General features: G+C 60.6%; 9 protein-coding genes and 1 pseudogene. 2 read left to right on the top strand and 8 right to left on the bottom strand.

Features of this window, described 5'->3' with window-relative positions:
• Positions 1–4: 4 nt before the first annotated feature.
• The 7 genes from nuoH to GKKCFE_RS08410 form a co-directional block, all read right to left on the bottom strand.
• Entirely contained in the window at positions 5–1,012 is a 1,008-nt protein-coding gene (gene nuoH / locus GKKCFE_RS08380) for an NADH-quinone oxidoreductase subunit NuoH (protein ID WP_047227737.1), read from the bottom strand.
• Entirely contained in the window at positions 1,009–3,723 is a 2,715-nt protein-coding gene (gene nuoG, locus GKKCFE_RS08385; RefSeq protein WP_047227736.1) for an NADH-quinone oxidoreductase subunit NuoG, read from the bottom strand. Before nuoG ends, nuoH begins: the two co-directional genes overlap by 4 nt.
• Positions 3,724–3,862: 139 nt before the next feature.
• Positions 3,863–5,221 carry an NADH-quinone oxidoreductase subunit NuoF gene (nuoF, locus tag GKKCFE_RS08390; protein WP_076385483.1) on the bottom strand — a complete coding sequence of 453 codons (1,359 nt, stop codon included), beginning with the start codon at positions 5,219–5,221 and terminating at the stop codon, positions 3,863–3,865.
• The gene (gene nuoE / locus GKKCFE_RS08395) at positions 5,218–5,715 is read right to left on the bottom strand and encodes an NADH-quinone oxidoreductase subunit NuoE (protein WP_445577723.1); all 498 of its coding nucleotides are present in this window, start codon (positions 5,713–5,715) and stop codon (positions 5,218–5,220) included. The genes nuoF and nuoE overlap by 4 nt, the downstream gene beginning before the upstream one ends.
• 2 nt (positions 5,716–5,717) lie before the next feature.
• A complete protein-coding gene (gene nuoC, locus GKKCFE_RS08400) occupies positions 5,718–7,502 on the bottom strand; it encodes an NADH-quinone oxidoreductase subunit C/D (protein WP_047227734.1) in 1,785 nt (594 codons plus the stop codon).
• A 72-nt stretch (positions 7,503–7,574) separates the two neighbouring features.
• Positions 7,575–8,249 carry a NuoB/complex I 20 kDa subunit family protein gene (locus GKKCFE_RS08405; protein WP_047227733.1) on the bottom strand — a complete coding sequence of 225 codons (675 nt, stop codon included), beginning with the start codon at positions 8,247–8,249 and terminating at the stop codon, positions 7,575–7,577.
• Positions 8,250–8,259: 10 nt separating this feature from the next.
• A complete protein-coding gene (locus GKKCFE_RS08410) occupies positions 8,260–8,673 on the bottom strand; it encodes an NADH-quinone oxidoreductase subunit A (protein WP_011062185.1) in 414 nt (137 codons plus the stop codon).
• A 1,008-nt stretch (positions 8,674–9,681) separates the two neighbouring features.
• Here GKKCFE_RS08410 and GKKCFE_RS08415 point away from each other — a divergent pair.
• Both GKKCFE_RS08415 and GKKCFE_RS08420 read left to right on the top strand, forming a co-directional pair.
• A pseudogene (locus tag GKKCFE_RS08415) lies at positions 9,682–10,566 on the top strand (methyl-accepting chemotaxis protein); the annotation flags it as partial.
• A 198-nt stretch (positions 10,567–10,764) separates the two neighbouring features.
• Positions 10,765–11,469: a methyl-accepting chemotaxis protein gene (locus tag GKKCFE_RS08420; protein ID WP_409078013.1), complete on the top strand. Its 705-nt coding sequence runs from the start codon at positions 10,765–10,767 to the stop codon at positions 11,467–11,469.
• A 223-nt stretch (positions 11,470–11,692) separates the two neighbouring features.
• Here GKKCFE_RS08420 and aceA read toward each other — a convergent pair whose 3' ends face one another.
• On the bottom strand, positions 11,693–13,018 hold the full coding sequence (gene aceA / locus GKKCFE_RS08425; protein WP_014337679.1) for an isocitrate lyase: 1,326 nt from the start codon (positions 13,016–13,018) through the stop codon (positions 11,693–11,695).
• Positions 13,019–13,245: the final 227 nt, after the last annotated feature.

Below are 13,245 nucleotides of genomic sequence, written 5' to 3' on the forward strand. Positions count from 1 at the left end.
ATCCTCACTGAACCGCGGCCGCAGGCGTGTTCATCAACACGATCGCAGCGGTCACCAGCAAATTGATCAGGGTCAGCGGCAGGCAGAATTTCCAGCTGAAGTCCATCACCTGGTCGTAGCGCGGGCGCGGGATCGAGGCGCGCAGCAGGACGAACAGCATGATGAAGAACGCGGTCTTCAGGGCGAACCAGACGAAGGACAGTTGCGGCAGGATGCCGAACGGACCGTGCCAGCCACCGAAGAACAACGTCACCAGCAGTGCCGAGATCAGGATGATGCCGATGTATTCACCGACGAAAAACATGCCCCATTTCATGCCGGCATATTCGATGTGATAACCGTCGGCCAGTTCCTGTTCCGCTTCCGGTTGGTCGAAGGGGTGACGGTGAGTCACGGCCACGCCGGCCACGAAAAAGGTACAGAAACCGAAGAACTGCGGAATGATGAACCACAGGTTCTGGGCCTGGTACTCGACGATGTCGCGCATGTTGAACGAGCCGGCCTGGACCACCACGCCCATGAGCGCCAGGCCCATGAACACTTCGTAGGACACAGTCTGGGCCGAGGCCCGCAGGCTGCCCAGCAGGGCGAACTTGTTGTTGCTCGACCAGCCGGCGAACAGCACCGCATACACCGACAGACCCGCCATGGCGAAGAAGAACAGCAGGCCGATGTTCAGGTCCGCCACGCCCCAGGTCGGGGTGATCGGGATGATCGCGAAGGCGATCAGCAAGGCGCTCATGGCCACGACCGGTGCCAGGGTGAAGATCACCTTGTCGGCAAACGGCGGCGTCCAGTCTTCCTTGAAGAACATCTTGATCATGTCGGCGGCGATCTGGAACATGCCGAACGGGCCGACGCGGTTCGGACCGTAACGGTCCTGCCACCAGCCCAGCAGGCGACGTTCGACGAAACTCAGCAGCGCACCGCAGACCACCACGGCCAGCAGAATCACGATGGCCTTGAGAACCGTCAGGATCACGTCGATCACTTCAGGGGTAAACCAGCTCATTGCGCTGCCTCCTGCAGACCGTCGACGGTTTTGCCGAATATCGCCGGTGGAATACCCGCCAGGCCAGCCGGCAGGGCCACCAGGCCGGCGCCCAGTTCTTCATTGATGCGCAGCGGCAGACGCAAGGTCTGGCCCGCGACGTTCAGGCTCAGCAGGGCACCGTCGTTGACGCCCAGGCGATCGGCTTCGGACTTGGCCAGCGACACGTAGGCGGCCGGGATGCGTTCCTGGACCGGAGCGGCTTTGGAAGAGTTCTCTTCACTGCCGAACAGGTGATGGAACGGTACGACCTGCCAGGTGCCCGGTGCCGGGTTGAAGGCGCGCGGCACGCTGGCGAACCAGCTCAGGCCATCGCCCTGGCTTTCGATCAGGCGAGTGCCCGGGTCACCGGCACGCAGGTGACCGCCGACTTCGTCCTGGAACTTGTTCCAGGCTTGCGGCGAGTTCCAGCCCGGCGACCAGGCGAACGGCACTTGCGAGCGCGGTTCGGCGGAGCCCGAGTAACCTTCCATGGAGAACGAGAACGCAGTGTCGTTGTCCTGGGAGGTCCGTGGTTCGTGGACGCTGATGTCGGCGCGCATCGCGGTGCGACCGGAGTAGCGCAGCGGTTCGCGGGCCAGCTTCAGGCCCTTGATGCGGAACGCGGCCGATGGCGCGGCATCGACGATGCGAGCCAGTTGCGGGCTGCTCGAAGCGACGGCGGCGGTGACATGGTCCAGTTGCGTCCAGTCGATCGGCTGGTTCAGCAAGGTGGCGCGCAGGGCATGCAGCCAGCGCCAGCCTTCATGGACCAGGATGCTGGCGTCCAGGTAAGTCGGGTCGAACACCTGGAAGAAGCGCTGGGCGCGACCTTCCTGGCTGACCAGCGTACCGTCGCCTTCAGCGAAGCTCGCCGCCGGCAGCACCAGGTGGGCGCGGTCGGTGGTGGCGGTTTTCTGGTGGTCGGCAACGATCAGCACTTTCGCGGCATTCAGGGCAGCGTCCACCCGGGCCTTGTCGGTGCGGGTGTACAGGTCGTTTTCCAGCACCACGATGGCGTCGGCGCTGCCGTCGATCACCGCTTGCAGGGCCGCGTCCAGCGACTCGCCACCGAGCATGGCCAGGCCGAGGCTGTTGGCTTCCGGCACGATCAGGCTGATGGAACCGTTCTTCTCGCGCAGCTTCAGCGCCTTGGCGATGTTGGCGGCGGCTTCGATCAGTGCCTTGGAACCCAACGAGGTGCCGGCGATGATCAGTGGGCGTTTGGCCGCGAGCAGGGCGTCGGCGATACGCTGGGCCAGCGCGGCCGCTTCACTGTCCAAACCTTCGACGGCCGGGGCACTGGCGTCCAGGGCGTGGGCCACGGCAAAACCGATGCGCGCCAGGTCATCCGGTGCTGCGTGGACGCATTCTTCGGCGACGTCGTCGAGCTTGGTTTCAGCCAGGCTGGCAATGAACAGCGGGTTCAGCGCGTGCTGGCCGATGTTCTTCACGGCGGCATCGAGCCATGGCTGTACGCGCATGGCGTCGGCCATGTCTTCAGCCTTGCCCTTGACCGACTGGCGCAGGGCCAGGGCCATGCGCGCGGCGGTCTGGGTCAGGTCTTCACCCAGGACGAACACCGCATCGTGGTCTTCGATGTCACGCATCGTCGGCACGGGCAGCGGGCTGTCCTTGAGCACTTGCAGGACCAGGCGGATGCGTTCCAGCTCACCGGCTTCGATGCCACTGTAGAAGTGCTCGGCGCCGACCAGTTCACGCAGGGCGTAGTTGCTTTCCAGGCTGGCACGTGGCGAACCGATACCGACGATGTTGCGCCCGCGCAGCAGTTCGGCGGCCTTGTCCAGCGCTTCGTCCAGGCTCAGCTTGGCGCCGTTGGCGAGCAATGGCTGGCGCGGACGATCCTTGCGGTTGACGTAGCCATAGCCGAAACGGCCACGGTCGCACAGGAAGTACTGGTTCACCGAACCGTTGAAGCGGTTCTCGATGCGACGCAGTTCGCCGTAGCGTTCGCCCGGGGATATGTTGCAACCGCTGGAGCAGCCATGGCAGATGCTCGGCGAAAACTGCATGTCCCACTTGCGGTTGTAGCGCTCGGAGTGAGTCTTGTCGGTGAACACACCGGTCGGGCAGACCTCGGTGAGGTTGCCGGAGAACTCGCTTTCCAGGGTGCCGTCTTCAACGCGACCGAAGTACACGTTGTCGTGGGCGCCGAACACGCCCAGGTCGGTGCCGCCGGCATAGTCCTTGTAGAAACGCACGCAGCGGTAGCAGGCGATGCAGCGGTTCATCTCGTGGGAGATGAACGGGCCCAGTTGCTGGTTCTGGTGGGTGCGCTTGGTGAAGCGATAACGGCGCTCGTTGTGGCCGGTCATCACCGTCATGTCTTGCAGGTGGCAGTGGCCGCCTTCCTCACAGACCGGGCAGTCGTGAGGGTGGTTGGTCATCAGCCATTCGACGACGCTGGCGCGAAACACTTTCGCTTCTTCGTCGTCGATGGAGATCCAGCTGCCGTCGGTGGCGGGGGTCATGCAGGACATGACGATCCGACCACGCTTGTCGTTTTCGTCGGTGTACTGCTTGACCGCGCATTGGCGACAGGCGCCTACGCTGCCAAGGGCGGGGTGCCAGCAGAAATAAGGGATGTCGAGGCCCAGGGACAGACATGCCTGTAACAGGTTGTCTGCGCCATCGACTTCGAGCTCTTTGCCGTCTACGTGGATAGTGGCCATGGTTCAAAGTTCTTCGTTGGCCCGGTGTCAGCGGGCGTGGCTAATGGAATCTTGTTATTCGTCCGAATCCAAACAGCCTTTCAAAGGCGTCATCGGACGAAAGGCGAAGGGCACGGACCCTTCGCCTTTTAAAGCGTCGTTACGCGCCGACCATGGTCGGCGTGACCACCTGATTGAGATCGCCTGCGCGCGTTGGCGCGATGCCGGCCTCGAATTCAGAGCGGAAGTATTTGATCGCGCTGCCCAACGGCTCCACGGCACCCGGTGCATGAGCACAGAAGGTCTTGCCCGGGCCGAGGAAACCCACCAGACCCAGCAGGGTCTCGATGTCGCCGGCCTGGCCTTCGCCGTTTTCAATGGCGCGCAGCAGCTTGACGCTCCACGGCAGGCCATCGCGGCAAGGGGTGCAGAAACCGCACGATTCACGGGAGAAGAATTCTTCCATGTTGCGCAGCAGGGAAACCATGTTGACGCTGTCGTCCACCGCCATGGCCAGACCGGTACCCATACGGGTGCCCACTTTGGCGATGCCGCCGGCGTACATCTGTGCGTCCAGGTGTTCCGGCAACAGGAAACCGGTGCCAGCGCCGCCGGGCTGCCAGCACTTGAGCTTGTAACCGTCGCGCATGCCGCCGGCGTAGTCTTCGAACAGCTCGCGGCCGGTTACGCCGAATGGCAGTTCCCACAGGCCAGGGTTCTTGACCTTGCCGGAGAAGCCCATGAGCTTGGTGCCCATGTCTTCGCTGCCGTCGCGGGCCAGGGATTTGTACCAGTCGACGCCGTCGGCAATGATCGCCGGCACGTTGCACAGGGTCTCGACGTTGTTCACGCAGGTCGGCTTGCCCCACACGCCGACGGCGGCAGGGAAGGGCGGCTTGGAACGCGGGTTGGCGCGGCGGCCTTCCAGGGAGTTGATCAGTGCGGTTTCTTCACCGCAGATGTAGCGCCCGGCACCGGTGTGGACGAACAGCTCGAAATCAAAGCCCGAACCCAGGATGTTCTTGCCCAAGAGGCCAGCGGCCTTGGCTTCTTCCACGGCACGGTTCAGGTGCTTGGCGGCGGTGGTGTATTCGCCGCGCAGGAAGATGTAGCCACGGTAGGTTTTCAACGCACGGGCACTGATCAGCATGCCTTCGATCAGCAGATGGGGCAGTTGCTCCATCAGCATGCGGTCTTTCCAGGTGTTGGGCTCCATTTCATCCGCGTTGCACAGCAGGTAGCGGATGTTGATGGACTCGTCCTTGGGCATCAGGCCCCACTTCACGCCAGTGGGGAAGCCGGCACCGCCGCGACCCTTGAGGCCGGAGTCTTTGACGGTCTGGACGATGTCGTCCTGGGCCATGTCGGTGAATGCCTTGCGCGCGGCGGCGTAGCCATTCTTGGCCTGGTATTCGTCCAGCCACACCGCTTCGCCGTCGTCACGCAGACGCCAGGTCAGGGGATGGGTTTCGGCCGAACGCTGGATGCGGTTGGCGGGCCCGAAGGAAGTCAGGGTCATACGTAGCCCTCCAGCAGTTTGGCGACGCCGTCAGGCTGGACGTCACCGAAGGTGTCGTCGTCGATCATCAGCGCCGGGGCCTTGTCGCAGTTGCCCAGGCAGCACACCGGCAGCAGGGTGAAGCGCCCGTCTGCGGTGGTCTGGCCCAGGCCGATGCCCAGCTTGTTCTGGATCTCGCCGACCACGGACTCGTGGCCGCCGATGTAGCAGACCATGCTGTCGCAGACGCGAATGATGTGGCGACCCACTGGCTGGCGGAAGATCTGGCTATAGAAGGTGGCAACACCTTCGACGTCGCTGGCCGGGATGCCGAGGATCTCGCCGATGGCGTAGAGCGCGCCGTCAGGCACCCAGCCACGCTCCTTCTGAACGATCTTCAGGGCTTCGATCGACGCCGCGCGCGGGTCTTCGTAGTGATGCAGCTCGTGCGCGATGGCCGAGCGCTCGGTTTCGCTCAGGGCGAAACGGTCTGTCTGGATAAGCGTGCTATTCATGCTTAGCGGTCCACGTCGGCCATAACGAAATCGATACTACCCAGGTACGCAATCATATCCGCGACCATGCTGCCTTTGATCACCGAAGGGATCTGCTGCAGGTGTGGGAAGCTTGGGGTGCGAATCCGGGTGCGGTAGCTCATGGTGCCGCCGTCGCTCGTCAGGTAATAACTGTTGATGCCCTTGGTCGCTTCGATCATCTGGAAGGACTCGTTGGCCGGCATGACCGGGCCCCACGAAACCTGCAGGAAGTGCGTGATCAGGGTCTCGATGTGTTGCAGCGTGCGCTCTTTGGGCGGCGGCGTGGTCAGCGGGTGATCCGCCTTGTACGGGCCTTCCGGCATGTTGCGCATGCACTGGTCGATGATCTTGATGCTCTGGCGCATCTCCTCGACGCGAACCATGCAGCGGTCATAGGCATCACCATTGACTGCCAGCGGTACTTCGAATTCGAAGTTTTCATAGCCGGAGTAAGGACGCGCCTTGCGCAGGTCGAAGTCGCAACCGGTGGAACGCAGGCCCGCACCGGTGACACCCCATTCCAGGGCCTCTTTGGTGTTGTAGGCGGCGACCCCGATGGTACGGCCCTTGAGGATGCTGTTCTGCAAGGCGGCCTTGGTGTATTCGTCCAGGCGCTTGGGCATCCATTCGACGAAATCCTTGACCAGCTTTTCCCAGCCCCGCGGCAGGTCGTGGGCAACCCCACCGATGCGGTACCAGGCCGGGTGCAGGCGGAAACCGGTGATGGCTTCGATCACCGTGTAGGCCTTCTGGCGGTCGGTGAAGGTGAAGAACACCGGGGTCATGGCGCCAACGTCCTGGATGTAGGTACCCAGGAACAGCAGGTGGCTGGTGATCCGGAAGAACTCGGCCATCATGATGCGGATGACGTCGACCTTTTCCGGCACCTTGATCCCGGCCAGTTTCTCGACCGAAAGCACGTACGGCAGGTTGTTCATCACGCCGCCGAGGTAATCGATGCGGTCGGTGTAGGGAATGTAGCTGTGCCAGGACTGGCGCTCGCCCATTTTCTCGGCGCCACGGTGGTGGTAACCGATGTCCGGGACGCAGTCGACGATCTCTTCGCCGTCCAGCTGCAGGATGATGCGGAATGCACCGTGGGCCGAAGGGTGGTTCGGGCCCAGGTTGAGGAACATGTAGTCCTCGTTCGCCCCGGAGCGTTTCATGCCCCAGTCTTCCGGCTTGAAGCGCGCGGCTTCTTCCTCGAGCTGTTGCTTGGCCAGGGACAGGCTGAACGGATCGAACTCGGTGGCGCGGGCCGGGAAGTCCTTGCGCAGCGGGTGACCTTCCCAGGTCGGCGGCATCATGATGCGCGTCAGGTGCGGGTGGCCGGGGAAATCGATCCCGAACATGTCCCACACTTCACGTTCGTACCAGTTGGCGTTCGGCCAGATACCGGTCACGGTCGGCACGCTGAGGTCGCTCTCGGACAAGGCGACCTTGATCATCACGTCACTATTACGTTCGATCGACATCAGGTGATAGAACACGGTGAAATCGACGCCGTCGGGCAGCCCTTGACGCTTGGTGCGCAGACGCTCGTCCACGCCATGCAAGTCATAGAGCATGACGTACGGCTTGGGCAGGTTGCGCAGGAAAGTCAGGACTTCGACGAGTTTGGCGCGGGCAACCCAAAGCACCGGCATGCCGGTGCGGGTCGGCTGGGCGGTGAACGCCTCGGGGCCAAAACGGTTGTTCAGTTCGACGACCACATCCTGGTCGTCTGCCTTGTAAGGCGGGATGTACAGAGCACTGCCTGTAGTCATGGTTATTTATCGCTTTCGGTCAACGTAAAGAATGAAGCCAGGTTCTCGTTTCTTATGCAGAGCAGAGCTGGATCAGACTTCGTCGGGGCTGCGCAGGTTGGTGACTGCGATACGCTGTTCGCGACGCTGTTCCTTTTGCGATGGCATCTCGGCGCGATAGACGCCTTGATCACCAACGACCCAGGACAGTGGGCGACGCTCCTGGCCAATCGACTCCTGCAACAGCATCAAGCCTTGCAGGAAAGCTTCAGGGCGAGGCGGGCAGCCAGGCACGTAGACGTCCACGGGCAGGAACTTGTCCACCCCTTGAACGACGGAATAGATGTCGTACATGCCACCGGAGTTGGCGCACGAACCCATGGAGATAACCCACTTCGGTTCGAGCATTTGCTCGTAGAGACGCTGGATGATCGGCGCCATCTTGATGAAGCAGGTCCCGGCAATAACCATGAAATCCGCCTGGCGCGGCGATGCCCGGATCACCTCGGCGCCAAAGCGCGCGATGTCGTGGGGCGCCGTGAAGGCGGTGGTCATTTCCACGTAGCAGCACGAAAGGCCGAAGTTGTACGGCCACAGGGAGTTCTTGCGACCCCAGTTGACCGTGTTGTTCAGCACGTCTTCGAGCTTGCCCATGAAGATGTTTTTGTGGACTTGATCTTCTAACGGATCGGAAACGGTTTCCCGCTCGCCAATCGGATACTGCTCGTTAGGAGCATCGGGGTCGATCCTGGTGAGATTGTATTGCATTGCCAAAGCCTCATTGTTTCAGCTTCGCTTGCCGCTTACGACGACCTTCCGGAGCCCAATCAAGAGCCCCCACCCGCCAAAGGTAGACAAGACCTGCCAACAGAATTGCTATGAAAACGAGAGCTTCGACGAATCCGGTCCAGCCGCTTTCGCGGACGGACACAGACCATGCAAAGAGAAAGAGGGCTTCGATATCGAAGATCACGAAGAGCATCGCGACCAGATAGAATTTGGCTGAGAGCCGCAAGCGGGCGCCACCGGTAGGCAGCATGCCGGACTCGAACGGTTCATTTTTGCTGCGGCCCCAGGCTTTTGACCCGAGCAGGCTCGACACGCCGAGCATGAAGGCACACAGGCCGACAACGCCCAGAAGGAAAATGGCAAAGCCCCAGTTGTGGGCCATGAGTCCTGTCGCTTCGGGCATGCTGGAAATCCTTAACAGAGAGCAAAGGTCTCTGAGCTTGAAAAGAAATAACGCAGTGACGATATGTCGCAGCAATCAATCGCGGTGATTTTATGGCTAAACACCGGGCAAGTAAAATTCCTATAGCGAAATTATTTATTGGAATAAGCACATAGCGTACCTCCAGGACCCTGCGGCCCCGGCCCCGTGGGCGTTGGCCGGCTGTTGATCAATAATATTTCGTGCGGAATGCAACAATGATAATGGCTTTCAAATGATAATTATTATTATCTGTGGCGGCCTTTCTGCTACGCACTTAGTGTTGTGTCCGAGGGGCAGCCTTACATTGCCGCTACTGCAATTGTCAGCGTCGGACGTTTTACTCCTTTTCGGACTGCCCAATACTGCGTTCGATCAATTTTTCTAACCGTGCGCCGCAGTTTTTTTGGGGGGCGGGCTCGGTGAAGGTTGGATCTGCATGGGGACTGCTCCTGTGGGAGCCAAGCTTGCTCGCGATGCCGGCAACGCTGTCCCGAGGCAGACTGCGCAATCGTTCATTACGGGCAAGCTTGGCACCCACAGATGCAGGCTAGCTCCTACAGAGTAGATTGCTTGAAAAAAAACGGCTCAAAAAAGCCGTGGGCGTCCGATCAATGTCGCTCAGCTAACCCCGCGCAAATCCTATGGCCAGGGAATTTCGTGTTTAAGCGACCACCGTCGTGCGAGCAAAAAAACGGCACGAGGTTGGGTTTAAGGTCTTGAAGAGGTGATATCAAATGGCTATCTTTATGCTTCATTCATCTAATCATCTATATCAATACTGGTTAGATTTTCGGCCCCTTCTTAGATAGCCGCGTCAGTTTCATCGTTCGTGGCTGATACCAAAGGAAAGTCATGAACTCTTGGATCGCGAATATGAGCGTTATGCTCAAGCTGGCTTTGGGCTTTGCTGTTGTGCTGCTTCTGACCGCTATTCTCGCTGCGACCGGCTGGTTCAGCCTGGGGAAAATGATCGAGCGCACGGATCGAATGACCAGCATTACCGAACTGGGCAACCGCCTTGATCACCTGCGCAGAGCTCGCTTGCAGTACCAGTTGGACCGGGGTGATGAACAAAAAGGTGCATTGATCCAGGCGTCGCTGGAGCAGTTTGTCGCCCAGCAGAAAAGCCTCGCAAAAGAACTGAGAAAACCGGAAAACCTGAAGAAACTTGCTCTGATCGAGCAGGCCAGCACGCAGTATCAAGTGGCACTCAATACGATGCGCGAGGCTTATCGCAATGACGCAGCCATGCGCAAGGAAATGGGCGTCAATGCGGTCAAGGGCGCCGCGCTGATTGCCAGGGTCATCGCTGACGTGGAAGCACTGCCCGCCTCGGATGAGCGCCGCTTTGACCTTTACAAGCTCATTCTCAAGGCCAAAGAGGACGTGGCGCTGGTGCGTTATGAAGTGCGTGGCTATACCGGCAACCCCAACAGCGCCACCGAACAAGCCGCCACCCGCCAGCTCGAAAATGCGTTCAAGAGCATTGAAGCGCTCAACAGCGCTTTCGGCCCAACCTATGCCGACACCATCAAGCAGTTGGAAACCGCGCTGATTGCTTACCGTCGTTCGGTACAGGACTTCACGGCCAGTAATCAGGCCATAGGCAAGGCTGTGCAGGACACCACCGATTTGGGTGAAACCATCACCCGTCTGTCTGACGAAATGTATGCCAGCCAACTGGCGTCCCGTGACGAAGACAGCGCCCAGGCTCGCATTCTGCAGCTGAGCTGTACTGCCTTGGCGATGTTGTTGGGGATTTTCGCCGCCCTGATCATCACCCGCCAGATTACACGGCCGTTGCAAGACACATTGGCTGTGGTCGATCGCATTGCGGCAGGCGACCTCACGCAACACATGATCGTGACTCGTCGTGATGAGCTGGGTGTTTTGCAGCAGGGTATTCAGCGTATGGGCAGCACCTTGCGCGACCTGATCGGTGGCATCCGCGATGGTGTCACCCAAATCGCCAGTGCCGCCGAAGAGCTATCGGCTGTTACTGAGCAGACCAGTGCCGGGGTCAATAGTCAGAAGATCGAGACCGATCAGGTGGCGACCGCCATGCACGAAATGTCGGTTACCGTGCATGAAGTCGCGCGTAATGCCGAACAGGCTCGCGCAGCCGCCTCAGAGGCCGATGCACAAGCCCGTATTGGCGACCAAGTGGTCGCGCAAGCCATCGTTCAGATCGAGCGCTTGGCCAGCGAGGTCGGGCGCTCAGTCGACGCCATGAACGAGCTGGAGCAAGAAAGCGGTCGCATCGGCAAGATCATGGACGTGATCAGGGCGGTGGCTGAGCAGACCAACTTGCTGGCCCTTAACGCCGCCATTGAGGCCGCTCGCGCGGGTGACGCCGGGCGCGGTTTTGCCGTGGTCGCCGACGAAGTACGTGGGCTGGCCCAGCGTACCCAGCATTCCACCGAAGAGATCGAGAGCCTGGTGGCGGGCTTGCAGAGCGGCACGCGTCAGGTATCGAGCATTATGCAGAGCAGCCGTGAACTGACCGACAGCAGCGTGGAATTGGCATGCAAGGCCGGCACATCCCTGGGCAACATCACCCAGGCGGTTTCTGGCATTCAGGCCATGAACCAACAGATTGCCGCCGCCGCGGTGCAACAAAGCTCGGTGGCCGAGGAAATCAGTCGCAGTGTCCTGAGTGTGCGCGATGTATCCGAACAGACCGCCTCAGCCAGCGAAGAAACCGCAGCCTCCAGCATCGAATTGGCGCGCCTGGGTAACCAGTTGCAGCAGTTGGTCAGTCACTTCAAGGTGTGAAAGGGGGGGGTTCTGGCGGCCATGCTCCAACTGGTAATTCCAGCAATGGTCGTTCCGATCCCCACTCATACCAAAAAACCGCATGGCCTTGACGATCAACGGTTGGTGAAAGCTGGAAAAACGGCGAAAAAAAGCCCCGAACCAGTCGGGGCTGTAGAACGTCGGCTTTGCGGTTAGCTTTTATTCGGTCCGCAAGGGCCGTTGACTCAAGGCATGCCGAGGATCAGTGGAACTGCTCTTCTTCGGTGGAGCCGGTCAGCGCGGTTACCGAGGAGGTGCCGCCCTGGATCACGGTGGTCATGTCGTCGAAGTAGCCGGTGCCCACTTCCTGCTGGTGAGCCACGAAGGTGTAGCCCTTGGCGGCGTCAGCGAACTCCTGCTCTTGCAGTTTCACGTAGGCGGTCATGTCGTTGCGGGCGTAGTCGTGCGCCAGATTGAACATGCTGTGCCACATGTTGTGAATGCCGGCCAGGGTGATGAACTGGTGCTTGTAGCCCATGGCGGACAGTTCGCGCTGGAACTTGGCGATGGTCGCGTCGTCCAGGTTTTTCTTCCAGTTGAAGGAAGGCGAGCAGTTGTACGACAGCAGTTGGTCCGGGTATTCCTTCTTGATCGCTTCGGCGAAGCGGCGCGCCTCGTCCAGGTCCGGCTTGGCGGTTTCGCACCAGATCAGGTCGGCGTACGGCGCGTAGGCCAGGCCACGGGCGATCGCCTGGTCGAGACCGGCGCGAACCTTGTAGAAGCCTTCCTGGGTGCGGGTGCCGGTCACGAACGGCTGGTCGTACGGGTCGCAGTCGGAAGTCAGCAGGTCAGCGGCGTTGGCGTCGGTACGGGCCAGGATGATGGTCGGTACGCCGGCAACGTCGGCGGCCAGGCGGGCAGCGGTGAGCTTCTGCACGGCTTCCTGGGTCGGGACCAATACTTTGCCGCCCATGTGGCCGCATTTCTTCACCGAAGCCAGTTGGTCTTCGAAGTGAACGCCGGCGGCGCCTGCTTCGATCATGCTCTTCATCAGCTCGTAGGCGTTCAGTACGCCGCCGAAACCGGCTTCAGCGTCGGCCACGATTGGCGCGAAGTAGTCGATGTAGCCTTCGTCGCCTGGGTTCTTGCCGGCTTTCCACTGGATCTGGTCGGCACGACGGAACGAGTTGTTGATGCGCTTGACCACGGTTGGAACCGAATCCACCGGGTACAGCGACTGGTCCGGGTACATCGACTCGGCGGAGTTGTTGTCCGCAGCCACTTGCCAGCCCGACAGGTAGATCGCCTGGATACCGGCCTTGACTTGCTGTACAGCCTGGCCGCCGGTCAGGGCGCCCATGCAGTTGACGAAATCTTTCTCGGGACGGAAGGCTGGCTTGGCGCCCTGGGTGACCAGGTTCCACAGTTTCTCGGCGCCCATTTTCGCAAAAGTGTGCTCAGGTTGAACCGAGCCACGCAGACGGACGACGTCAGCAGCGGAGTAATTGCGCTTCACGCCTTTCCAGCGCGGGTTTTCAGCCCAATCTTTTTCAAGGGCTGCAATTTGCTGTTCGCGTGTCAGTGCCATGGAGATAAACCTCGTCGCATAGGTCTGGGGTGGAAAATTCCTGCTCCTGCCGACCAGGGGTTGGACGGTCAAGTCGGTTCAGGCGGGGAGGCGACGGGATGAACGATGGGCTCGAGGGGAAAGTGAGCAGGTAGAGGCGAACTGCGGGCGCATTCGGGCGTCGTGGGCCTTTATACGAACTCAGAGTGATGCCGGGTTACCTAGTTACGCTTCCGTCCCTCGGGACA

The sequence above is a fragment of the Pseudomonas sp. E141 genome (assembly GCF_052659885.1).